The organism is Shewanella sp. SM73, from assembly GCF_025653795.1.
Classification (GTDB): Bacteria; Pseudomonadota; Gammaproteobacteria; order Enterobacterales; family Shewanellaceae; genus Shewanella; species Shewanella oncorhynchi.
In genome coordinates this window covers 94,588-118,068 of record NZ_JAKKRY010000011.1, presented here as the reverse complement: position 1 = coordinate 118,068, position 23,481 = coordinate 94,588, and the positions used below count along the sequence as shown (strand labels likewise).

At 45.8% G+C, this 23,481-nt stretch carries 19 protein-coding genes and 1 riboswitch; of the genes, 14 read left to right on the top strand and 5 right to left on the bottom strand.

Annotated elements, in window-relative coordinates; translation table 11 throughout:
- Positions 1-196 precede the first annotated feature (196 nt).
- The gene (locus tag L5M51_RS15545) at positions 197-793 is read right to left on the bottom strand and encodes a thymidine kinase (RefSeq protein ID WP_028761119.1); all 597 of its coding nucleotides are present in this window, start codon (positions 791-793) and stop codon (positions 197-199) included.
- Positions 794-1,334: 541 nt separating this feature from the next.
- Here L5M51_RS15545 and L5M51_RS15540 point away from each other — a divergent pair.
- Together L5M51_RS15540 and L5M51_RS15535 are read left to right on the top strand one after the other, a co-directional pair.
- Positions 1,335-3,434: a multiheme c-type cytochrome gene (locus L5M51_RS15540; protein WP_263173658.1), complete on the top strand. Its 2,100-nt coding sequence runs from the start codon at positions 1,335-1,337 to the stop codon at positions 3,432-3,434.
- 202 nt (positions 3,435-3,636) lie between these two features.
- The gene (locus L5M51_RS15535) at positions 3,637-5,787 is read left to right on the top strand and encodes a M3 family metallopeptidase (protein ID WP_263148768.1); all 2,151 of its coding nucleotides are present in this window, start codon (positions 3,637-3,639) and stop codon (positions 5,785-5,787) included.
- A 144-nt stretch (positions 5,788-5,931) separates the two neighbouring features.
- Here L5M51_RS15535 and L5M51_RS15530 read toward each other — a convergent pair whose 3' ends face one another.
- From L5M51_RS15530 to L5M51_RS15520, 3 genes are all read right to left on the bottom strand, one after another.
- Positions 5,932-7,500: a Na+/H+ antiporter NhaC family protein gene (locus L5M51_RS15530; RefSeq protein WP_028761122.1), complete on the bottom strand. Its 1,569-nt coding sequence runs from the start codon at positions 7,498-7,500 to the stop codon at positions 5,932-5,934.
- 79 nt (positions 7,501-7,579) lie between these two features.
- A riboswitch (Lysine riboswitch) is annotated at positions 7,580-7,776 on the bottom strand.
- Between the two features lie 95 nt (positions 7,777-7,871).
- Positions 7,872-8,798: an electron transfer flavoprotein subunit alpha/FixB family protein gene (locus tag L5M51_RS15525; protein WP_131523133.1), complete on the bottom strand. Its 927-nt coding sequence runs from the start codon at positions 8,796-8,798 to the stop codon at positions 7,872-7,874.
- The gene (locus tag L5M51_RS15520) at positions 8,799-9,548 is read right to left on the bottom strand and encodes an electron transfer flavoprotein subunit beta/FixA family protein (protein WP_028761124.1); all 750 of its coding nucleotides are present in this window, start codon (positions 9,546-9,548) and stop codon (positions 8,799-8,801) included.
- Between the two features lie 310 nt (positions 9,549-9,858).
- Between L5M51_RS15520 and L5M51_RS15515 the strand changes: the two genes are divergently transcribed.
- From L5M51_RS15515 to L5M51_RS15480, 8 genes are all read left to right on the top strand, one after another.
- Positions 9,859-10,251, top strand: coding sequence for an H-NS family nucleoid-associated regulatory protein (locus L5M51_RS15515; protein WP_028761125.1), 393 nt, complete (start codon positions 9,859-9,861; stop codon positions 10,249-10,251).
- 215 nt (positions 10,252-10,466) lie between these two features.
- Positions 10,467-13,556: an amidohydrolase family protein gene (locus tag L5M51_RS15510; RefSeq protein ID WP_263173657.1), complete on the top strand. Its 3,090-nt coding sequence runs from the start codon at positions 10,467-10,469 to the stop codon at positions 13,554-13,556.
- On the top strand, positions 13,556-14,902 hold the full coding sequence (locus L5M51_RS15505) for an amidohydrolase family protein (RefSeq protein WP_263173656.1): 1,347 nt from the start codon (positions 13,556-13,558) through the stop codon (positions 14,900-14,902). The genes L5M51_RS15510 and L5M51_RS15505 overlap by 1 nt, the downstream gene beginning before the upstream one ends.
- A gap of 78 nt (positions 14,903-14,980) precedes the next feature.
- Positions 14,981-15,361 carry an Rcs stress response system protein RcsF gene (gene rcsF / locus L5M51_RS15500; protein ID WP_263173654.1) on the top strand — a complete coding sequence of 127 codons (381 nt, stop codon included), beginning with the start codon at positions 14,981-14,983 and terminating at the stop codon, positions 15,359-15,361.
- A 192-nt stretch (positions 15,362-15,553) separates the two neighbouring features.
- The gene (gene tsaA, locus L5M51_RS15495) at positions 15,554-16,288 is read left to right on the top strand and encodes a tRNA (N6-threonylcarbamoyladenosine(37)-N6)-methyltransferase TrmO (RefSeq protein WP_219253353.1); all 735 of its coding nucleotides are present in this window, start codon (positions 15,554-15,556) and stop codon (positions 16,286-16,288) included.
- The gene (locus tag L5M51_RS15490) at positions 16,289-16,918 is read left to right on the top strand and encodes an acyltransferase (protein ID WP_263173651.1); all 630 of its coding nucleotides are present in this window, start codon (positions 16,289-16,291) and stop codon (positions 16,916-16,918) included.
- Between the two features lie 27 nt (positions 16,919-16,945).
- On the top strand, positions 16,946-17,098 hold the full coding sequence (locus L5M51_RS15485) for a hypothetical protein (protein WP_263173649.1): 153 nt from the start codon (positions 16,946-16,948) through the stop codon (positions 17,096-17,098).
- A gap of 61 nt (positions 17,099-17,159) precedes the next feature.
- On the top strand, positions 17,160-18,875 hold the full coding sequence (locus L5M51_RS15480; protein ID WP_263173647.1) for a proline--tRNA ligase: 1,716 nt from the start codon (positions 17,160-17,162) through the stop codon (positions 18,873-18,875).
- Positions 18,876-18,947: 72 nt separating this feature from the next.
- Here the strand turns inward: L5M51_RS15480 and L5M51_RS15475 are convergent, their stop codons facing one another.
- Positions 18,948-19,904 (bottom strand): helix-turn-helix transcriptional regulator, encoded by a 957-nt coding sequence (locus tag L5M51_RS15475; protein WP_317629949.1) that lies wholly within the window; start codon positions 19,902-19,904, stop codon positions 18,948-18,950.
- Positions 19,905-20,090: 186 nt separating this feature from the next.
- Here L5M51_RS15475 and panB point away from each other — a divergent pair, with 186 nt between their 5' ends.
- The 4 genes from panB to L5M51_RS15455 all read left to right on the top strand — a co-directional run bounded on the left by panB (position 20,091) and on the right by L5M51_RS15455 (position 23,476).
- Positions 20,091-20,933, top strand: a complete 843-nt coding sequence (gene panB, locus L5M51_RS15470) for a 3-methyl-2-oxobutanoate hydroxymethyltransferase (RefSeq protein WP_263173645.1) — start codon at positions 20,091-20,093, stop codon at positions 20,931-20,933.
- Between the two features lie 136 nt (positions 20,934-21,069).
- Positions 21,070-22,194 carry a patatin-like phospholipase family protein gene (locus L5M51_RS15465; RefSeq protein WP_028761134.1) on the top strand — a complete coding sequence of 375 codons (1,125 nt, stop codon included), beginning with the start codon at positions 21,070-21,072 and terminating at the stop codon, positions 22,192-22,194.
- A gap of 182 nt (positions 22,195-22,376) precedes the next feature.
- The gene (locus L5M51_RS15460) at positions 22,377-22,625 is read left to right on the top strand and encodes a hypothetical protein (RefSeq protein WP_173243905.1); all 249 of its coding nucleotides are present in this window, start codon (positions 22,377-22,379) and stop codon (positions 22,623-22,625) included.
- 143 nt (positions 22,626-22,768) lie between these two features.
- A complete protein-coding gene (locus L5M51_RS15455) occupies positions 22,769-23,476 on the top strand; it encodes a YjbF family lipoprotein (protein WP_263148500.1) in 708 nt (235 codons plus the stop codon).
- Positions 23,477-23,481: the final 5 nt, after the last annotated feature.

Here is a 23,481-nt window from a genome sequence, read left to right as displayed (position 1 = left end):
GGGGCCTGTGACCCACAACCGCCACTAATCAATACTAATGTTAAGCTGATAGTACATTTTGCCAAATATTAATTTGTTGATATCAAGGTATTTTCAGCGATTAAGGCAACAGACAGTATGACTTAAAAACAAAACGAGCTAATTTAAGTCGCACAAAAAGAATGAGTCGCTCAATAATCACACTATTAACGAAGCCTCATCCCACATATTCATGCGCATCCCAGATAAATTCACGAAAATGTTTGCGACAGACAGACTCGTAACTTTCATTACCACCAATCGCCACTTGCTCACCCTCGCGCATCACCTTGCCTTCACCATCAAGACGCACCACCATGTTAGCCTTACGTCCACAATGGCAAATAGTCTTCAACTCAACTAATTTATCGGCCCAAGCTAATAAATAATGACTGCCGCTAAAAAGTTCGCCTTGAAAGTCCGTTCTTAGGCCATAGCAGAGTACAGGAATATCAATATTATCGACCACATGCGTCAGCTGCTTAACCTGTTCTTTACTCAAAAACTGACACTCATCCACCAGCACACAACTTAATGGCGTAGCTTGATGCACATCGCTAATCATTTGAGTCAAATCATCTTGGCTACTAAATACCTGTGCTTCGGTTTCAATGCCAATACGTGAGGCCACTTTACCTTTGCCATATCTGTCATCTATTGAGGCTGTCATGACCAAAGTATTCATACCGCGTTCACGGTAGTTATAGGATGACTGTAATAGGGAAGTGGATTTACCCGCGTTCATTGCCGAATAATAAAAATACAATTGAGCCAAGACTTATACCCTTTAAAAACGTTATCGCTTACGCGTCTGCTACCAGAGCCAAATTGAGCGCTAGTCTAACATTGCGCTTCACATCAGAACACTAGCAGCCGCTAAGCTTTTATCATGAAATTCTGCAATGACACCAACTTATCAATCATTTTAATCCCCAATCGCCTCCTGAAATATTTCTAGCCCACTTCATTTAATACTCTTCCCTGCAAAAAACATAAAAAACGCCCCGATGCCGTTCAATTGTTAATGAAAGCTTAACTGAAACTTAAATGTTGTTTCGTAAGGAAAAATTAGTAAAAGTTAAATTTAAAAAGTGCGATCTACCTCCAAAGTAATAGGTATAAATGGGCTTGCGCTCAAAAAATAAACATAGCGTTAACAGTAATATTTCATTCGAGACAAAACGTGCTCAATTAAAAAAAGAAAAGTATTCGATAGCTTGCAAATTAAGACCAACGGTCAAAGCACTAATCTACCCTGCAAACTTTAGTGCTCCACTCCGTCCTTTATTCGCATATTGGATCAAATGGAGATTATGATGAGAATTTTCACCTCTAGAAAACTGGCATATTTAGTTGCCTTAGCACTAACTGGCGCCCTTGTTGGCTGTGGCGATGATGGTAAAGATGGTGTAGATGGAGCACCAGGAACGCCCGGTATCCCTGGAACACCTGGTGAACCTGGAACACCCGGTGAGCCTGGAACACCGCCCCCTGTCACCAGTTCTACTATGACTAACGTCAAAGTGATCAACTATAGCTTTGGCGAAGGCAGTATCACTTACGAATTTGAAATTACAGATGAAAACAATAACCTAATCAACGGACTGTTAAATGCTCAAGCCAAAGTGGCGGCACTAACAGATAAAGGCTTCATCACTAACCGCACCGAAGCTGATAAAAATGGTGTTACAGATAACGTCCATATTGGCGGTGAAGCAACTCAAGCAACCGTCGGTGCTGAATTGACCGCTTTAGCTGATGGTCATTACCAATTTAAAGTACCAATGAAAGGGGTTAATCCAAGCACTGAAGGTATCGTTTGGTTACGTGTCGGTGGTAATAATGGTATTGCGACCTCTAAACCTCTGGTCGTTAACAAACCTGAAGGCACCCATTCAACCACAACTGATAGTTGTTACTCTTGCCATATCGACTACTCAACAAGTCCTCGTCGTCATGCAAGCTATGTCGCTACTGGCATGGACAGCGAAGTCACCTTCGTGGAAGGCTGTTTAGTGTGTCACGGCTCAGTTAGCCGCGCAGTTGTCAATGCTGAAGGTTTCTCTACGGGTGGCTATGCGACAAACACCCTATCTAAAATTGGTCATATCAATCACCAAGATTTTACTAAAGACTTTTCAGTACAAAACTGTACATCTTGTCACGTTGAAGCACCTAAAAACATCAACGTAGCTGGACCAGGTTGTATTGATTGCCATGACAGTGGTGGCGTACCAGGGGCTATTATCCCAAGTAATGGTGCGGATCTGCGCATTATGCACGAAAGCAAAGCGGGTATAACCGAACGCCAAGCGATTCGCGCTAAGTATAAATTGAGTCTATCAACACCTGTTAAAGTAGATGATATTTCTACCAAGACAGACCACTATGCGCCGACAGGTGCTGCGGCTGCAGTAACCGCCCCAGGCTGGTGTACAACGCTGACAGTGAAAGACACCGATGGTAACGTCTTTAGCATTAAAGACAACTTTAACTATTCTAGCCCGCTAGTATATGACGCTAAGAAACCCGTAGTTTATGCGGGCGCTTATTTACATTCCTATGAAAATGGCAGCTTAGTGGGTCGCCCAGGTAACCGTACTAACTACTACTATGGTTACAACACTGACGGCACTAAAAATATCTGTCATTTACTGACAGATATCAGCGCAGTGAATGCTAACTATGTTTATTCTGCCCGCGTGACATTCAGTACCGCTGGTTGGATGGAATATGATGGTAAGCAACGCTACCAAAGTAATGGCAACCTAAGAGCGACAGGTTATGATGGTTCTATGGGCATATCCTTTACGGCTTACTCAGATGTCGTTAACCCTGTCACCACTCAAAAGGTCTCTGGCTTCGAACGTCGTGAGATAGCGAGTACTAACAGCTGTACTACTTGTCACAACGATGCCACTGCGTTCCACAAAAATGGTGCCTTCGATGAAGGTGGTAAAGCTTGTATCGCCTGCCATGACAACGGCATGGAACGTACTTCAGCAGCCTTAGGCGCAGGTTTTGGTCCTATGGTGCACAGCTGGCACTGGGGTAATGGCGCTAAAGTCGGTGAAGTTAAAGCTGATGGAACTCAAGCGCAAACCGCTAACGGTGCAGGCGCGATTGAAGCCTCTACTAGCTGCGTTGCCTGTCATGAAAAAGCGATTGATTTAAGCAAAGTGCCAAATCAATACATCGCTGAGCCAGGTAGCAAAATGACAAGCCCAGTCACCGCTAACTGTTATGCCTGCCACACTAGCGATTCAGCTAAGGCGCATATGGCAAGCAACGGTGGTGAAATCAGCATACCAAAGGTTGCTGACTGGTTTAAACAACCGACCTCTGAATCCTGTGCAGTATGTCATGACACAGGTAGAAGTTCTGGTATTGATAAATACCACAAGTTTACTCGCTAATTAATCATCTCATCATCGCGTGATTAAGAAGTAAGTAAAAAGCGGTACCTATTTTCCCTGCAAGGAAATAGCCAAAGGAGTCTCGCTAATGCGAGGCTCCTTTTTTACTTAGACATTCCCGATAACAAGCCATTTTCAGCCCTATTTAAGTTACTAACGTTACAGTCCTAAAAAACAACAATTCAAAGGAAGTCACTCAATTATGCGTAAAAGTTTTATTGCCATCGCCATCGGCGCCACTCTCACCGCCGGATTCATGGCAGGTTGCAGCAGCACAGAAACTAAAGCACCTAACGTTATCTCGGTACAAAACCAAAATCCGCTGTTCCAAGCCAGTAACCTGCAATATCAAGCACCCGATTTTAGCCTCATTAAGAATGAGCACTTCGCGCCAGCCCTAGAGCAAGGCATGGCAGAGCAGTACCAAGAAATTCTCGCAATAGCCAATAATCCGGCAGCAGCAACCTTCGATAATACGATTGTGGCTATGGAGAAAAGCGGCGCCCTACTCAACCGTGCATCAAGCGTGTTTTATAATTTAGCAGGGTCAAACAGCAATCCAGAACTGCGTAAAATCCAAGGCGAAATGGCGCCAAAAATGGCGGCCCACTCAGATAATATCAACTTAAACCCAGCGCTATTTGCCCGTATCGAAGCCATCTATAACGACCGCACCAACTTAGGGTTAACCCCAGAAGCCGTGCGTTTGGTTGAGGTGTATCACCAACGCTTTATCATGGCTGGCGCTAAACTTACCGATGAACAAAAAGTTAAAATCCGCGCGTTAAATGAAGAACAATCAACACTAACGAATGAGTTCTCTCAGCGTTTATTACGCTTAACCAAAGAAATCGCCGTTGTGGTGGATTCAAAAAGTGAACTTGCTGGATTAACCGACGGTGAAATAGCTTCAGCCGCGAACGATGCCAAAGCGGCCGGTCACGATGGCAAGTATCTGATTAACATCACCAACACCACTCGCCAACCTGTGTTGGCATCACTGGAAAACCGTGAGCTACGCCAGCGTATTTGGGAAGCCTCAGCGAACCGTGGCTTAACTGGTGAAAACGAAACTGCGTCACTCGTATCTCGTTTAGCGAAACTCAGAGCCGAGCGCGCAACACTATTAGGCTATGAAAACTGGGCAAGTTATCGATTAGCACCGCAAATGGCCAAAACACCCGAAGCGGTTTACAGCATGTTTGGTTCAATGGTGCCTGCGGTAGTTGCTAACACAGAGAAAGAAGCGGCCGACATTCAAGCCATGATCACTAAAACCGGTGGGAAATTTGAACTGGCACCGTGGGACTGGGAGTTTTACGCAGAAAAAGTTCGCCAAGAAAAATACGCCCTCGATGCCAATAGCATTCGCCCATACTTCGAGTTTAACCGTGTGCTCGAAGACGGCGTATTCTACACACTCAAAGAACTCTATGGCGTCACCTTAAAACCACGCCCAGATTTACCGGTTTACCATCCCGATGTGAAAGCCTACGAAATGTTTGATGCCGATGGCTCAAGCATGGCCATTTTCTACGCCGACTATTTTGCCCGTGAAGGTAAACGTGGTGGCGCTTGGATGAGTTCGTTCGTCGGTCAATCCTTCCTCGAAGGCACTAAACCTGTGGTCGTCAACGTGATGAACATAAAGAAAGCGCCCGAAGGTCAACCCACCTTCGTCAGCTATAACGAAGTCACCACTATGTTCCATGAAATGGGTCACGGCACCCACGGCATGTTCTCTAAAGTGACTTATCCAAGTCTGGCGGGTACCTCGGTTTCACGCGACTTTGTCGAATTTCCATCGACGTTTGAAGAAGATTGGGCAGCCCATCCAAAAGTGTTAGCGAACTACGCGAAACACTACGAAACGGGCAAACCCATTCCCGATGAACTGCTGCAAAAACTACTGAAATCTGGCAGTTTCAACCAAGGCTTTGACACACTGGAATACATGGCCGCTGCATTAGTAGACATGGAATGGCATTCATTAAGCCCAGATACCCCGCTGCAAGATGTACCAACCTTTGAAGCCAATGCTTTGAAAAAGCACGGCTTAAACATTAGTGCCGTACCTCCGCGTTATAAGTCGACCTATTTTGCCCACGCCTTCCCCGGCGGTTACTCGGCAAGTTATTACGCTTATATGTGGAGTGAGATTTTAGCGGCGGATGCGTTTGCCTATGTACAAACCCAAGGCGGGCTCAATCGTGAAATCGGCATGAAGTACCGCAAAACGATCCGTGAAGTGGGTAATAGCATAGCGCCAATGGACGCCTACAAAAACTTCCGCGGACAAGAACCCACCACAGAAGGCTTACTTAAACGCCGCGGTCTAGATCAAGCACGCTAAGCTAAGAGTTGATAGCCTTAATGCGATAGGCTATAGATAAAGACAAACTCAGCCTTAACCAAAAAAATCAGCCAGCATAATGCTGGCTGATTTATTTTGACTTATTTGTCGTGAACGTTTGCAGTGAAAGGTTTCAATTAACGTCTAGCTAATTGCGCCTTTAGATTTGATTTTAAGTACGATAATACTGATCACAAATGCCACACTACAAGCCACTAAACCAGCGACAACAGACTCGGTAAATCCAAGTGCCACATAACCCACTAAGCTAATAAACGCCGCAATGAGTGCATAAGGTAGCTGAGTCACCACATGGTCGATGTGGTGGCAACTGGCGCCCGTAGACGACAAGATAGTCGTGTCGGAAATCGGCGAGCAATGATCGCCAAATACAGCACCCGCCAGCACAGAGGCAAGCATAGGCAACATCATGCCAGTGTGACTTCCCATCGCCATATCAGCAGCAATCGGCAACATGATCCCGAACGTACCCCAGCTAGTACCAGTTGAGAACGCGGTAATACCTGCTAGCACAAACATTAAGGCGGGTAAAAACGCGAACGGAATATTTCCTGTTGCTAAACTCGCCATAAACTTACCGGTTTCGAGTTGACCAATCACACCTGCGATTGTCCAAGCAAATAACAGGATGTAAATCGCCGGCAGCATAGAGCGAGCGCCCTGCACTATACCTTTGACTATCATCAATTTCTCAACGCCTTGCACTAAATTCAATATCAGCGAAACCGCTAGACCAATTAATGCACCAAAGAAAAGTGATGAACTGACATCGGTTTTCTCAAAAGCAGAAATAATATTAAATTCAATCCCTTCCGCCGCGAGTACTTGAGCGCCACTGTTAATCATAAAATAGAGGGTTGCAAATACCAACACGGTAATCGGCAGAAATAGACCTAAAATCTTACCGGTTTCGGCTTCAGGTAAATCCGCGTTAGCCCCAGGCGGTAATCCTTTAGACTCATCGTATAAATTACCACGTTGGGCATTGAGCTCATGCTCACGCATTGGCCCAACATCTAATCCCATAAAGACAACAAAAAGTAATAATAACAAGGAGAAGATTGCGTAAAAGTTCATTGGGATCATTTGAATAAAAATACTCAAATGACCCGTATCAGCAAAACCATGGGCAGTTAATATCCCGCCAATGAGTGCGATAATATAAGCGCCCCAGCTCGAAACTGGAGAAATAACGCACACAGGCGCGGCAGTAGAATCTAATAAATAAGCTAACTTAGCACGGGAAACATAATAACGATCGGTAACAGGTCGAGCGACCGAACCAACAACTAAACTATTGAAATAATCATCAATAAAAACTACGCAACCTAAAAACATGGTCAATAGTTTAGCATCACGTTTATTACGTATATGTAAACGAGCCCAATCGGCAAAAGCCCGCGCGCTGCCACTTACGGTAATTAACGCTGTAATCATTCCCAGTACAATTAAGAAACCGAGAATATATAAGTTCCACGAATTTAGACCTTTATCAGTCCAAAAAAGCCCTTTAACGCCATTAAATACAAACTCACCCGTTGCTAAAGGTGAAAATTGATTGAGCAATAAAGCACCAATTAAAATACCTAACCCCAAAGAAAGCAGTACACGGCGAGTCAAGATCGCCAACACGATAGCCACCGCAGGCGGCAACAAGGAAAGTGCCGAATCGGCATAATTCATAACAGTCATTGATTATTATCTTCGTTAAATACGAATGGAGGGCGACTGAACTGGTGGGAAAAGGCAATAGATACCCAAGGTCACCTGTCCTATCAGTAGCGCTCCATAGTAACTATTCCCAAAATCCATATCGGAAAATACTATGGCAGTGCTGCACCTATTAGGTACAACCCCAGCAGTTGATCGTGATAAATCGAACCACTTCGGCACCAAATCCTTTCGCAATCGATCAACGGAATCACCCTACTGATCACTACTAATATTTGGCGCGCCTCTACTTCTAAGAACGCCCTTGCACGGGCGTGAGGCACATAAAAACATAAGCGGCTTAGCAGATGCTACCGCAAAGCCACTTAATGTGACCTAGATCACAGATAAAATCAACTGAGACTTGTAATCAGCTCAGGAACCGCCTCAAACAGATCAGCAACGAGTCCATAATCGGCAACTTGAAAAATCGGCGCTTCAGGATCTTTGTTGATTGCAACGATGACTTTAGCGTCTTTCATGCCGGCTAAATGTTGAATCGCGCCAGAAATACCGACGGCAATATACAAGTTTGGCGCAACGATTTTACCGGTTTGACCTACTTGTAAATCGTTAGGCACAAAACCTGCGTCAACTGCGGCGCGTGATGCGCCAACTGCTGCACCGAGCTTGTCAGCAAGTTGCTCTAACATGCCGAAGTTTTCACCACTGCCCATGCCTCGGCCACCAGATACAATAATGCCAGCATTGCCTAACTCTGGACGGGCAGAAACTGTCAGCGATTGAGAAACAAACTGAGTTCTCGCTTCAAACACTTTATCAAGTGTCGTCACAGCTGCACTGTTACCTTCTGGCGCAGCGTCAAACGCACTGGCGCGCACTGTTATCACTTTAATGGCATCATGGCTTTGCACTGTCGCTAAGGCGTTACCCGCATACACAGGGCGCACAAAGGTATCGGCATTGACGACGGTAATAACTTCTGAGATTTGCGCGACATCTAATAATGCTGCAACGCGCGGAAGCGTGTCCTTACCTAAACTTGAAGCCGAGGCCAGAATGTGACCATAGTTTGGCGCTAAGTCCACCAGCAATTTGGCAAAATTTTCCGCTAAATGCGCTTCATACACGCTGGCATCAGCAACGAGTACTTGGCTAACACCTTGTAGTGCCTGCGCCGCTTGGACAACCGCGCCACATTGGTGACCCGCAACTAAGACATGTACTTCATCGCCTATGGCACGGGCGGCGGTAACAATTTTTGCCGTATCGAGTTTCAGTGCAGCATTATCATGTTCAGCTAATACTAAAATGGCCATTTAGATCACCTTCGCTTCATTTTTTAACTTTTCAACTAGCTCAGCTACCGACGCTACCATGATGCCCGCTTTACGTTCAGCTGGCGGAGTGACCTTCACAATCGTTTGGTGACTCTTTAACGTCACGCCTAAGTCTGCCACAGTAAATACTTCTAATGGCTTACGCTTGGCTTTCATTATGTTAGGTAGTGAAGCGTAACGGGGTTCGTTCAAACGTAGATCAGCGGTCACGACAGCAGGTAAAGGCAGCTTGAGAGTTTGCATGCCGCCGTCAATTTCACGGGTGACTTGTAATGTATTCGCTTCTAATTTGATTTCTGAAGCAAAGGTCGCCTGTGGCATATCCATTAACGCGGCAAACATTTGGCCAGTTTGGTTATTATCACCATCGATGGATTGCTTACCAAAAATCACCAGCTCTGCTTGTTCTTTGTCTTGTACCGCTTTGAGCAATTTGGCGATAGACACTGGCACGAGCTCTTCTTCAGTATCGATATGAATTGCACGATCTGCGCCTAATGCAAGCGCGGTACGCAGTTGTTCTTGCACGGCTTTATTACCAATACTGACAACAACCACTTCAGTAGCGCTACCCGCTTCTTTTAAACGAACCGCTTCTTCTACTGCGATTTCACAAAAAGGGTTCAACGCCATTTTTAGGTTTGCAGTGTCAACACTTGTATTGTCAGCTTTGACCCTGACCTTCACATTGGCATCAACAACGCGCTTAACGGGCACCAATACTTTCATAGGGTTTCCTTCCTACACTTTCATGTACATGGACAAAACATTGGTTAATACCAATGCAGGATAGAGCAACTTTACGTCCTGTTAACGTTAACGTCAACCAAAGTCAAACGCCTGTTTGTATTTTTTAATCCGCTGCAACGGCCACTTTTTTGGACACTTATTTGAGGGAATAAGAAAAGTTCAAAAAATAAATAATATTTAATTTCCTTAAAACGCATAATTTTATTTGATTCGAGCTATATTAGTTTCTATCATTTAGGTGTTGTTCACCATTATCCTGTATTAAAAATAGAGTGGGACGAAAATAGATATGAGCGAATTTTTAGAGATATTAACTCACGGCCGTCGTTTTAAAGCAGCAGTAAAAGAACTTAGCGTTGAAGAGTTACGTGATTTAGCCGACAAATTAGATAAAATTTTAGTAGAACGCGAGTCTATGGCTGAGGAAGAAGAACAAGCCATGGCAGCTCGTAATGCTAAGATTGAAGAAATCCGTCAACAAATGGAAGCCGTTGGTTTATCAATTGATGACTTAGGTGGCGTAGCTGTTAAAGCTGCTGCGAAGAAACGCGCTCCTCGTCCAGCTAAATACCAAATTGAAGTTGACGGTGAAATGGTTCAATGGACTGGCCAAGGCCGTATGCCTACCGTATTTAAGAACGAGATCAACAAAGGTCGTTCTATGGAAGATTTCTTAATCTAATCCAACCAAGTGTGATGGCGCTAATTGCCAACACAAGTTTGCATAAAAGCTCGCATTAGTTGCGAGCTTTTTTATATCCATCAATCGTTTCAAACTTAAACGACAGCCGTTAATTCCGCACCTCACTCCCGCTCAAATTACGTTACAATTCAGCCTTAGTATTTACATCTGCTTTCAGTTACTCTTTGTTCACCCTCACTCGATTGAATAAAATAATGCAGATAAACAATAAGATAATGATAAGCTGCAGCATAATCGCTAGCTTAGTATCACAAACAACATTTGCCCAACTCAATACTGGAACAACATCCAGTAAACTCACTGCATTTACCCATGCTGAATTAATTATTGCACCGGGAAAGCGTTTAAGCGATGCCACTTTATTAATTGAAAATAATCGAATTAAAGCCATTATTGAGCACAACGACATTCCCGCTGGCGCATTTAGAATCGATTTGAGTGGTTATACAATTTATCCCGGATTTATCGATCCTTTTACCGATTATGGGATTGAGTTCGAATATCCCAAACTTAAGCTCACTCGCCCCGTCTATGATATAAAACGTATCGGTGGTAATGCGGAAAATGGTGCAATTCATTCTGAAAAAGAATGGTTTAATTACGTTTACCCCAATAAAGAACGCGCAAAAGAGTGGATTAATAATGGTTTCACCAGTGTGCAAAGTAGCAAACTCGACGGTATCTTCCGTGGGACGGGTGTCAGCCTTTCATTAGCAGACAAAACGGCTAATGAAGTGATTTATCGCGCCCGCAGTCAACCTTTTATGGCATTCGATAAAGGTTCGTCTGAACAAGATTATCCCTCATCATTAATGGGCAGCATTGCACTTATTAGGCAAACCTTTGCCGATGCAAATTGGTATAACCAAAATAAAAACAAACCTGCCAATGGCGCAATAAACAATCAAGTCGAATTTAATATCGCCTTTGAGCGTTTAGATAATTTAGCCGATAAGCAAATTATCTTTGAAACCAAAAATCTCAACGACCAATTACGTGCAGCCCATTTACTCAAAGAACATAAACTGCCAGCCAACCTACTTGGTAATGGTCAAGAATACTCACGCATCAATGAGTTAAAGGCGCTAAACTATCCGTTAATCTTACCTTTAAACTATCCGCAGGCGCCCGATGTCGGCACAGATGACGCTGATCGTGAAGTATCACTGGCGGATTTAAGACAGTGGGAACGTGCACCAACCAACCCTGCAGCGGTAGCTAACGCGGGTATCCCCTTTGCGTTAACGCAATTTGGGATTAAGACAGATGCCTTCTGGCCGCGCCTACGCCAAGCCATTGCCCAAGGTTTAAGTGAAGAAAACGCTCTCGCAGCACTCACCACCCAAGCCGCAGAGATGACAGGCACCGCCGACTTTACCGGTAAACTCGCGCCCGGTTATATGGCTGACTTTGTTATCACTAAAGGCAATATCTTTAAAGATGGCCAGATCTACAGTGTTTGGTTGCAAGGTCAGGAGCAAAGTCTACGCTCACTTCCCCAAGCACGATTACTGGGAGATTACCAATTAAGCCTCAATAACCTCACGCTAGATTTATCGCTACATGATGAAAGTAAAAGTGATAAACCCAACATCCAAGGCAATTTAAGCAGTGGCGAACAAAGTATCTCACTCACTCAACTTAAGTTAGATGATAACGGAAGATTGAGCTTTACTGCCGATTTGAGCGCCGCAGGCATTAACGGCCTTAGCCGCTTTACGCTGTGGATGGCCGATGACGGCATTCAAGGTCGTATGGTCGATGCAAAAAGTCGCACTACAAATGTTGCCGGTGTCGCTTTAACTCAAACTGCAAAGCTCAAAAAAGCAGACCAAGCAAGCAATCATGCTCCCAAGAATGAAGCCAACACGAGTCTAGTGAGTCACCTCACCTACCCTAACGTCGCTTACGGACTGAGCGAAGCGCCTAAGGTTGAGAAGCTGCACATCAAAAATGCCACCCTGTGGACCTCGGATAAGCAAGGCATTCTCGAACATGCAGATCTCTTGATGGCCAATGGCCGCATCGAAAAAATTGGCCAGCAACTCAGTACGCCTTCTGGTTATCAAGTCCTAGATGCAACAGGTAAACATCTTACTGCGGGCATTATTGATGAACACTCGCATATCGCCATAAATGGCGGCACCAACGAAGGCACAGATGCCGTAACCTCTGAGGTGCGGATTGGTGATGTGATTAATCCCGACGATATTTCACTCTATCGCGCCTTAGCTGGCGGTGTCACCAGCGCACAAATTCTGCACGGCAGCGCCAATCCTATTGGCGGCCAATCGCAACTGATCAAAATGAAATGGGGCGAAACGGCCGAGCAACTTAAATTTGCTAACGCGCCCGCCAGTATCAAGTTCGCTTTAGGTGAAAACGTAAAGCAGAGCAACTGGGGAGAGAAATTTGTACAACGTTTCCCACAAACCCGCATGGGAGTCAAAGCGTTATTTGAAGAGACCTTCGATGCCGCCATCGCCTATGAGAATGCGTTAAAAGCCTATGATGACCTGCGCTCCAGCGATAAGAAAAAAACCGTCGCACCGCGCCCAAGTTATCGCCTGCAGGCGGTGGCCGAAGTATTAAATCAGCAACGTGATGTGCACATTCATTCTTACGTGCAGTCAGAAATTCTGATGTTTATCCGCCTAGCCGAGGCCTACCACTTTAAAGTGCAAACTTTTACCCATGTGCTCGAAGGTTACAAAGTGGCGAGTGAACTGGCCGCCCATGGCGCTGGCGCATCGACCTTTGCCGATTGGTGGGCCTATAAGTTTGAGGTGTACGACGCGATTCCGCAAAACGCTTGCCTGATGCAAAACAAAGGCGTGACCACCAGCATAAACTCAGACGACTATGAAATGCAGCGCAGACTCAACCAAGAAGCGGCTAAGTCTATGATGTATTGCAATATGTCGAAGGAAGACGCTTGGAACATGGTTACTATCAATCCAGCCAAACAATTAAGAGTCGATGAGTTTGTGGGTTCACTCACCCCAGGCAAAATGGCCGATATCGTACTCTGGAACGCAGAGCCTCTGTCTATTTACGCCAAAGTGACGCAGGCATGGGTTGAAGGAAAACGCTATTTTGACCGCGACCAAGACCAAGTTGCCCAACAAGCTGTAGTGAACGAGCGCGCCGCACTTATCCAAAAAATTCTCAGCAGTGATGACCAAAGTAAAGCGGGTGAAAAAGTCACGCCACTCAACGAGCCACAGTGGCACTGCGACACCCACTATCAGGCATGGGGCCACGCTCATGAGGGAGCCAAATAATGCAACATTTATCTAAAACCGTTTTGTTTGTGGCGCTACTCGGCGCAATTTGCACCACGCTGGCCCCAGCTATGGCAAGCGATATTGTGCCTACACCTAAACAAAGCCGCAGCTTACTGATTAAAAACGCCACTGTGCACACAGTCAGTCAAGGCGTGCTCAGCAACACAGACGTCTTAATTGAAAATGGCAAGATCATGGCAGTTGGGCCTAAACTGACTAGCCAAATCAACAATGCAACCGCAGAAACCAGCGACACTCAAATCATCGATGCCAGCGGTAAACACTTGTATCCGGGCTTAATCGCCCTAGACACCAGCTTAGGCTTAGTCGAAATTGAAATGAGCCGCCCAACAGTTGATAACGCCGAGGTGGGTTATATCAATCCGCAGATCAGCACAGCCACAGCTTACAATCCTGATTCGGAGCTCATCCCGACCATACGTTACAACGGCATTACCCACGCACAAATCGTCCCAAGCGGTGATGGGTTAGCTGGACAATCGGTACTGGTGGATCTCGATGCATGGACGATTGAAGATGCGCTGACGCCAAGTGCTGGACAGTTCCATGTCTATTGGCCGCAAATCAAACGCATGCCAGAAGATGAAAAAGAGAAAGCCAAGGCCATCGAGAAAAATCAGCTGGCGATCGACAAGCTCAATATCGCCTTTGAAGATGGCTATCGCTATTTCTTAAGTGATAAGGCCAACGGTAAAGACAAAAACCAGGATGAAAATCCCCAGTCTGCGACCAACAACCTGCGCTGGCAGGCCATGTTGCCGCTATACCAAGGCAAAGCGACACTGTTTGCCCATGCCGACAGTGTTGGCCAAATTGAGCAAATGATCGCCTTGACGAAAAAATACCAATTCAAACTGGTAATTGTCGGCGGATACGATGCATGGCGTTTGGACTCAAGCCTAACGGAAGTTAAGGCTGGAGTCATTTACCCTCATACCTTGAGTCTGCCTAAACGTAAAGATGAGCCAGTCGATTTACCCTTTAAGATCCCATCTTTACTCGCCAATGCAGGTATTCCCTTCGCCCTTGGGTTCTCATCGGACTGGAATAGCCGTAACCTCCCCTACGCCGCAGGCTACAGCGCCGCCTATGGTTTAACGCCTGAACAAGCACTTAAGTCCATCACCTTAGATGCCGCAAAACTGTTAGGTGTGGAAGATTTAGGTGCGATAGCGGTGGGATACCAAGGCAGTGTCGTGCTGTCAGAGGGGGACATTCTCGACCCTATGACCAATAAAATTGAGGCTATCTGGATTGAAGGGCGGCAGATAGATCTGAATAATCGCCATCAGCAGCTTTATCAAAAGTACCTTAAGCGGTAGAATTTACTCAGATAATAATATCGCATCGGCGCAACCTACCAAGGTTGCGCAGTTTTCTCCTCAACCTCAGGTCAAACCATGAAAATTATCCTCTCAAGTGCATTAGTGCTCCTGCTCAGTGCCTGTGCAAGCGACTACAGTTTTAACAGTAATTTGGACAGTGAGGCGATTAATGACTATTTCAAGGCATCCGATGTCGTCCTTTATGAAGGCGATACCTTGCCGAAAGGTCATTATGAATTAAAAGGATTAGTCGAAGGTGAGTCCTGTCAGGCCGATGCTAACGGTGCGCCCGCGTCGCTTGCCGATGCCAGAACCGAAGCCCGTCGCAATGCGGCAGATAAAGGGGCTAACGGCATTATCATCAAGCAATGTGTCATATTTGAAGAAGCTGCCCAAGGTTGTATCAGCCGCGCATTATGCGTTGGTCAAGCAGTAAAAACGGCTACAACAGAGTAAGCCTCACGCATATTAAGCATACTGCTCGCGGCGTGATCCTATAGTGTTCTAAGATTGCCCCTATCAACCGCTTAATGGCTAACGCTTCATGACCAATGCTGCATTATTAGCACACAAAGATGGGCCTTAATGATTAGCTTAGAATGATGAGCTTAGGCGGTTGTTATATTTATCTTTTTAGGTAATTTTTGCATGACATTTACCAACCAAATTATCGCAGTGGCAACATGCCGCACGCCCTATAAACAAAAATTTGGCATTCCAAGACAACCCGGACTTGTTGAAGCGCGCGGCTATGTCGAACTAGAGCCCCATGTGAATCATATCGATGCGGTACGTGGCATAGAGCAATATTCCCATCTCTGGTTACTGTTTTGCTTCCATGAGAATCTTGCCCAAGGTTGGAAAACCACAGTGCGCCCGCCGCGTTTAGGCGGCAATGAAAAACTCGGCGTGTTCGCCACTCGCTCCACTTTTCGCCCCAATGGCATAGGTCAATCTGTGGTGAAATTGCACGGTGTAGTGCAGCGCAAGGGCAAAGTGTGCCTCGAAATTTCCGGTATGGATCTGCTCGATGGCACACCGATAATTGATATTAAGCCATACATTCCTTTCTCAGATTCTATTACCGATGCTGTGGGTGGCATTGCCCAAGACGCGCCTAAACTGATTTCAGTGGTGTATTCTGACCATGCCAAGACACAGATTGAGCGTTACGCCCTGCAGGAAACCTACACAGATTTAGCTCTGCTTATCCGCGGTGTGCTGGGGCAAGATCCGCGCCCCGCCTACAAAAAAGCCAAGGACGATCCTAAGTTATATCAAGTCGCCCTCTATGATTTAGATGTGTTCTGGCAAATGGCGGTCGATGACAATGACCAAGAATACATCTTGGTATTGGAACTCAAACCGGGGAAATGTGGCTAAATGTCCGCGCCAATGCCTACATCAAAACCTGATTATCAAAGCCAGCATAAAAAGCGGCTCTCTTGGATGCCGTGGCTGTATTTTTCTTTAAAAGAGAAACATTTAATCTGGGCCAAACCTTGGCAAGACGATATTCAAGCAAAACTTTGTGCCCTCGAAACGGTAACTATCGGCGAGCACTGTTTTATCGCCCCAGAGGCGCAGTTATTTGCCGAACCCAATCGTGATATCCGCATGGGTAATCGCTGCATGATCGCCGCCGAGTGTTTTTTGCATGGGCCTATCACGCTAGGGGACGAAGTGGCGATTAATCATGGTTGCTCCTTCGATGGCGGCAGGGTCGGGATTCAGATAGGCAATCAAACCCGCATCGCCAATAATGTCACCCTTTACGCCTTTAACCATGGCATGGCGCCAGATACTCCCATCTATCAACAAGCCGCCAACTCCAAAGGCATTGTTATTGGCCAAGATGTGTGGATTGGCGCTCAGGCAGGCATAGTCGATGGTGTGACCATTGGCGATCACGCTGTGGTCGGCATGGGCAGCATAGTGACGAAAGATGTACCCGACTGGGCGATCGTGGCTGGCAACCCCGCCAAAGTGATTGGTGATAGACGGGATAAGTAAGCAGTAAGGATTATCTTGATACTAGCAGTGACGAAGTCACGCTCTAACAGCGCAGCGCTCTTCCTTGCGTTATCCGTTATCCGTTATCCGTTATCCGTTATCCGTTATCCGTTATCCGTTATCCAGCATCAAAAAATGCTATTTATCTCCCAGCTAGTTGAATTTAACCTAAATCCCTAGGTGACATCACCAAAGCAGGTGATAAAATGGCGACCATTCAACTCAAATTTGGACATCGGTAATGCGCGTCAGCAAGTACCTGCTATCAACACAGAAAGAAACTCCTGCCAACGCAGAAGTCATTAGTCATCAATTAATGTTACGTGCGGGCATGATCCGTCGTAATGCGTCGGGCCTTTATAGCTACCTCCCCACGGGCTTACGTGTACTGCGTAAAGTCGAAGCCATTGTTCGTGAAGAAATGAACAAAGCCGGTGCAATTGAAATTCTAATGCCTATGGTACAACCGGCAGACTTGTGGGTAGAAACGGGTCGTTGGGAAAAGTTTGGTCCCGAGCTGCTGCGCTTTAAAGATCGTCACAATCGCGACTTCGTACTGGGGCCAACCCACGAAGAAGTGATCACAGATCTCATTCGTAAAGAAGTCAGCTCATACAAGCAATTACCGCTGAACCTTTACCAAATCCAAACCAAATTCCGTGACGAAGTTCGTCCACGTTTTGGCATGATGCGCTCACGCGAATTCTTGATGAAAGACGCCTACTCTTTCCACCTTGACGTCGATACCATGAATGAAACCTATGAGGCTATGTACACAGCCTATAGCAACATTCTATCGCGCATGGGCTTAGCTTTCCGCCCAGTTTTAGCTGATACGGGTTCAATCGGTGGCAGCATGTCACACGAGTTCCATGTTCTGGCACAAAGCGGTGAAGATTTAATTGCTTACTCAACGGGCAGCGATTACGCGGCTAACATTGAGAAAGCCGAATCACCTATGCCAACTGAACCACGCGGCGCAGCCACCGAAGCATTGCGTTTAGTCGATACCCCAAATGCGAAGACCATTGCGGAATTAGTTGAGCAGTTTGGTTTGGATATCACTAAAACGGTCAAAACCTTGATCGTTAAAGGTGCGACCGAAGCCGCTCCGCTAGTGGCGTTAATCGTTCGTGGCGACCATGAACTCAACGAAGTCAAGGCTGACAAGTTAGACTTAGTCGCATCACCATTGGAAATGGCGCCAGAAGCGCTGATCCGTGACGCCATTGGCGCAGGTCCTGGTTCACTTGGCCCTATCGGTCTTAAAATCCCTATCGTTATCGATCACAGCGTTAGCGTCATGAGCGATTTTGCCGCCGGTGCTAACGTTGATGATAAACATTATTTTGGTATCAACTGGGAACGCGATCTGCCGACAGCGCAAGTTGCCGATATCCGTAACGTAGTCGAAGGCGAGCCAACACCTGATGGTTCAGGCACTTATGCTATGGCACGCGGTATCGAAGTGGGCCATATTTTCCAACTGGGCACTAACTATTCTAAATCGATGAACGCGACTGTACTTGACGAAAATGGCAAGTCACAGGTGCTACTGATGGGTTGTTACGGTGTCGGCGTGAGCCGTATTGTGGCAGCAGCCATCGAACAAAACTTCGATGACCGTGGCATCATTTGGCCAGAAGCGATTGCGCCATTTAGCGTGGGCATTCTGCCAATGAACATGCACAAGTCGCACCGCGTCACCGATATCGCCGAGCAGTTATACAAAGACTTAAACGAAGCGGGTATCGAAGTGTTATTGGACGATCGTAAAGAGCGTCCAGGCGTGATGTTCGCCGATATGGAACTGATTGGTATCCCACATACAGTGGTGATTGGCGATCGCAATATCGATGCTGGCGTATTTGAATACAAAAACCGCCGCACAGGTGAAAAACAAGATATTCCATTCGATCAACTGCTCGACTTCCTGAAAAACGCAGTTAAAGGCTAAACCTCAACGCGAAATGTAGACAAGCTGAAGATCAAAAACGAAACGCACTTGAGCCCAGCTTAAGTGCGTTTTTTATTGGACTTTTATTGACTGTCGTCGCTCACTCGCGACATGACTTTTTATATGTGGCTGTTTACCGCTGTATTTTGGGCACTGTATTTTTGGCAAGGTATTTTGCGCTAACTGGTACTGACTCGGAGCGACGCCCATCAACTGCCTAAACATATAACCAAAGGCTGAACCCGAGGCATAACCTAAGGATAACGCAGTAGTGAGTACAGATTCACCTCGGCTGAGCATTTGAATCGCCACCTGCAATCTAAGCCTTTGCAACCATTGGCTATAACTCAGCCCTGTTTGCTGTTTAAATAATCTCGCTAACGTGCGTGCCGAGGCACCGACCTCCCGCTGCCAATCCACCAAAGTGCGCTGTTCGCTTGGATCGGCAAGCAAAGCCTCGGTAATGCGCAGTAATTTTTTATCCTTAGGATAAGGTAAATCCAAGGCGACCTTAGGGGCGAGCACCATAAAGTCACGGATCACTAGCAAGAGCCGCATGACGCGATCCTTATCATCGGGCTTAATCAGCCCAGCCTCACTCTTCACTAAGGCATTAGCCTCTTGCAGTAATAACTGCAAAACAGGCTTCACACTCAAACAAGTACAGTCAGGTGGAAACCCGCCTATCCGGGTTTCATCCAAATACAGACTACTCAATTGCACCTGACCTAGCGCGATAACCTCATGATCGACAAAGGGAGGCACCCACACCGCTTGCTCAGGCGGCACAATGTAACGCCCAGCAGGCGTGATCACACTCAACACGCCTTGACTGGCATAAATGACCTGTCCCCAAGAATGACTATGGCGCTGTACATGTTCAAACGGCTTGAGTGTTCGCTTAAGCAACATGATGGAGGCACTTAGCCCTGCGGCGGCTAAACGTGAAGGTGCGACCTGCGTGTGCTGAGCAATATGCTGCTGGGATAAATGCGTGTCAGTGACTTGATTCAAGGTGTTATCGCCCAAGGTGATTTTTATATCGAAGCTTCTTTTCGTATTATCGAGCCTCTTCCGTATAGAAGCGCCTCTTTGTTTAGCAGCACCTTTTGTAAATAAGTGTCTTTTTATCTAGACATTAAGTCAATCTATCGAGCTCAAGCCAAAGCAGCAAACGCTAACATGTCATATCAGACTGAATAAATTGGAGATGACATGAGTATCCACATGGATAAAAATCGCATAACGCCCGTTACATTACAAAAAATGAAAGGTAAAACCCCCATAGTTGCTCTCACCGCCTATGAAAAGCCGATGGCAGAAATTATCGATCCCCATGTGGATATGATTATCGTCGGCGACTCCGTCGGCATGGTTGTTTATGGGCAAGACTCTACACTCGGGGTTACCTTAGAAATGATGATTAATCATGGTCTTGCTGTCACTCGCGGCGCAGCACATGCCTGCGTTATTATCGATATGCCCTTTGGGAGTTATCAAGTATCGCCTCAGCAAGCCTTCAGACATGCCAGCCAAGTATTAATACGCACAGGCGCGCAGGCGGTAAAACTCGAGGGTGGCGCAGAGATGCTCGACACCACTCGTTTTTTAACCCAGCGAGGGATCCCTGTGATGCCACACATAGGATTAATGCCGCAACACGTGAATCAATTGGGTGGATTTAAAACCCAAGCAAGGGATGCCGCCGCCATCGAAGCCCTCGTTAGTTTAGCGAAAGACTTTGAGCAAGCAGGCGCTTTTAGCATACTGATTGAAGGCACATCCGAGCTCGCGGCGCGCACAGTTACGGCAGGAGTCTCAATCCCAGTCATAGGCATTGGCGCCTCACCCGCCTGCGATGGTCAAGTGCTCGTGACTGAGGATATCTTAGGCTTATTTTCTGACTACACGCCTAAATTTGCTAAACGCTATATCGACTTAGGATCATTGATCACTAAGGCCTGCGCCCAATATGCCCAAGAAGTGAGGACGGGTGAGTTTCCAGCATCGGAGCATTGCTTTGGCCTCAGCAAAACGACCAAAGTTACAGCGGATTAATTGTCTAAAGCGAAATGTTCCAGCAATCGAATAAACGATAAATCGAAATTTACAACTAATTGAGTCTACCGACTTGCTTTTTATAGGGGGGCGTTGCTTTAATAAAACTATTAAAACAATAAATTGAGTCTGAAGATTGCCTACATCAACTGCATTAGTCTTAGGCGGTGGCGGCGCTAGGGCGGCCTACCAAGTCGGCGTGTTAAAAGCACTGGTCCAGCTTTATCCACGCAATCATGGTATTCCCTTTAAAATTATTTGCGGAACCTCTGCGGGTGCCATCAATGGCACCGCTATCGCTACCCATGCCTCTTGCTTTCACCTTGGTGTCAGAAAACTCGAATGGGTTTGGCGTCACTTTGAAACTCGAAAAGTCTACCGAGCTTCGATCACAGGCGTTCTCAGCCATCTAACGAAAATGGCCCTCAAAGGCATGCAAGATGATAAGGTCAATACCGATGCAGGCAGTCTGCTCGATAATGATCCGCTAAGAGGCTTACTCAATGAGCTTATCGACTTTAAACGTATCGACCGTAATATCCGTAATGGCTCACTGACGGCACTGAGTGTGGATGCCTCTTGTTATAATAACTCTCGCTCAGTGACCTTTTTCCAAGCCGCGAAAGAAATCGAAAACTGGACCCGTGCCCGTCGCAGTGGCGAACGTATCATGCTCAATACCGAGCACCTACTCGCCAGTTCGGCAATCCCTATGGTATTTCCATCCATTAAACTCAACCAAGCCTATTATGGTGATGGTTCAGTCCATCAGCTAGCACCGCTCTCAAGCCCTATTCATTTAGGCGCCGAAAAACTCTTAGTCATTAACTTAGAGAGCCCGCACAAGCACTTTCCTATGGAACTAGAATATCACCCAAAAACAGCGACAATAGCGGGTCATCTGCTCGATACCATCTTTTCAGATACCTTAAATAGCGACCTTGAGAGACTAGAAAGGATCAATAACACTTTAAGCCTGATTCCTGAGTCAAGCCGTAACAAACTCGCCTTGCATCCGATTAAAGCCCTAGTCATCAAACCTAGCGAAGATCTCAGCAAAATTGCTGCCCGCTTCTATGATGACATGCCATGGGCCGTTAAAACCTTACTCGGCTTCATCGGTATAGACAGGCAATCAGACTCAAGTATTGTGTCCTACCTACTCTTCGAAAAAACGTATACCAGCGCTTTAATCGACTTAGGCTATAAAGATGCCATGGAAAAAATCGATGAACTTAAAGATTTCTTTTGCTTAAAATAAGCTAACGACTTAATCAGTTTCTTCACTAAAAATCATGCAAAATGGATAATATTAGTGCCGAAATTCAAACTTTCGCATGAGGAAGAAGATGGATTTAACATTGATAATTTTGTTTGCATCGCTTACTATGCTGTACTAGATTATCAAAAAATCATGCACATTTTTTCAAAAAGGGAATCACGATGAAAAAAACTTCACTAGCACTTATCGTTGCAATCACAGCATTCAGCTCTATGGCTGCAAATGCAGTTGAAGGCGAAGCTGCAGGTACTGGTACTGCTGCAAGCACTAGTACTGGTGTTATCGTTGCTGGTAGCGTAGCTGCTGCTGCTGCAATTGCTGGCGCAGTTGTTATCTCTAACAGTTCTGATGGTAACCCAATTACCAACACAGGTACTGGCACAGGTACAACTACAGGCACTGGTAACTAAGCTATTGTTAGTATGCTTTTAAACAGCCGCCTTATGGGCGGTTGTTTTTTTTGAGTGTTTACAAAGTTAATTTCATAACTTGAAATCTGTCTGATACCTCTTTAAATTCGCTATTTAATCCTAATTGAGAATAAGCAACTCGGATGCGTATATATAAAAAATTACTGTCACTACTGACAATCTCGATTGTGTTAGTAAACACAACCGCTTGTAGCCAAAGAATCAGCGCACTTAACGATACTTTGAAGTTAGCCTTTATCGGTGACAAAGATACTCAATTGTCGGAACAGCAAGTTAATAATATCCCCTATGCCAGTATCTATGCTCGAATCGATGGTATACCTCAAGCGTTCATTGTACTTGCACTTGCAGAGCCTAAGTTCACCTTAACGCTGCCACCGACTCCTGCAATAACAGAGTTAAAATGGCTCTCTGCAGATAAAGCCATGTTAGTAACAATAAATGGACGATTGGTTAGGACGAGCAACCTATTAACAGGTGATTTAATTGCAGTAGAAAGCAATGAGCCAGATCCTATACTCTTAGGCTTACATTTAGATAGCACTCCCAAAACATGGACTCGAACGATTGATTGGCAACCCGGATATCACTTTGGCTACCACGTAAATTCACATTTTAGTTTTATTGCTAAAGAAAACATTCTCATCAACGATACTCCAACCCAAGCGCTACATTACCTTGAATCAGTTTCGGTAGATAATCTCAATATTCAGTATCAAAATGAATTTTGGCTAACACCAGAAACAGGTCATGTGATTAAGAGTCGTCAAAAAATTGCCCCTAATCAGCCTTTTATCGAAATTACATTACTCAAGCCATTTGCGTCTTAGTGGAG

Coding starts and splice junctions, on each gene's coding strand:
- L5M51_RS15540 (WP_263173658.1), top strand. CDS start 1,335: ATGAGAATTTTCACCTCTAGAAAACTGGCATATTTAGTTGCCTTAGCA.
- L5M51_RS15535 (WP_263148768.1), top strand. CDS start 3,637: ATGCGTAAAAGTTTTATTGCCATCGCCATCGGCGCCACTCTCACCGCC.
- L5M51_RS15530 (WP_028761122.1), bottom strand. CDS start 7,500: ATGACTGTTATGAATTATGCCGATTCGGCACTTTCCTTGTTGCCGCCT.
- L5M51_RS15525 (WP_131523133.1), bottom strand. CDS start 8,798: ATGGCCATTTTAGTATTAGCTGAACATGATAATGCTGCACTGAAACTC.
- L5M51_RS15520 (WP_028761124.1), bottom strand. CDS start 9,548: ATGAAAGTATTGGTGCCCGTTAAGCGCGTTGTTGATGCCAATGTGAAG.
- L5M51_RS15515 (WP_028761125.1), top strand. CDS start 9,859: ATGAGCGAATTTTTAGAGATATTAACTCACGGCCGTCGTTTTAAAGCA.
- L5M51_RS15510 (WP_263173657.1), top strand. CDS start 10,467: ATGCAGATAAACAATAAGATAATGATAAGCTGCAGCATAATCGCTAGC.
- L5M51_RS15505 (WP_263173656.1), top strand. CDS start 13,556: ATGCAACATTTATCTAAAACCGTTTTGTTTGTGGCGCTACTCGGCGCA.
- rcsF (WP_263173654.1), top strand. CDS start 14,981: ATGAAAATTATCCTCTCAAGTGCATTAGTGCTCCTGCTCAGTGCCTGT.
- tsaA (WP_219253353.1), top strand. CDS start 15,554: ATGACATTTACCAACCAAATTATCGCAGTGGCAACATGCCGCACGCCC.
- L5M51_RS15490 (WP_263173651.1), top strand. CDS start 16,289: ATGTCCGCGCCAATGCCTACATCAAAACCTGATTATCAAAGCCAGCAT.
- L5M51_RS15480 (WP_263173647.1), top strand. CDS start 17,160: ATGCGCGTCAGCAAGTACCTGCTATCAACACAGAAAGAAACTCCTGCC.
- panB (WP_263173645.1), top strand. CDS start 20,091: ATGAGTATCCACATGGATAAAAATCGCATAACGCCCGTTACATTACAA.
- L5M51_RS15460 (WP_173243905.1), top strand. CDS start 22,377: ATGAAAAAAACTTCACTAGCACTTATCGTTGCAATCACAGCATTCAGC.
- L5M51_RS15455 (WP_263148500.1), top strand. CDS start 22,769: ATGCGTATATATAAAAAATTACTGTCACTACTGACAATCTCGATTGTG.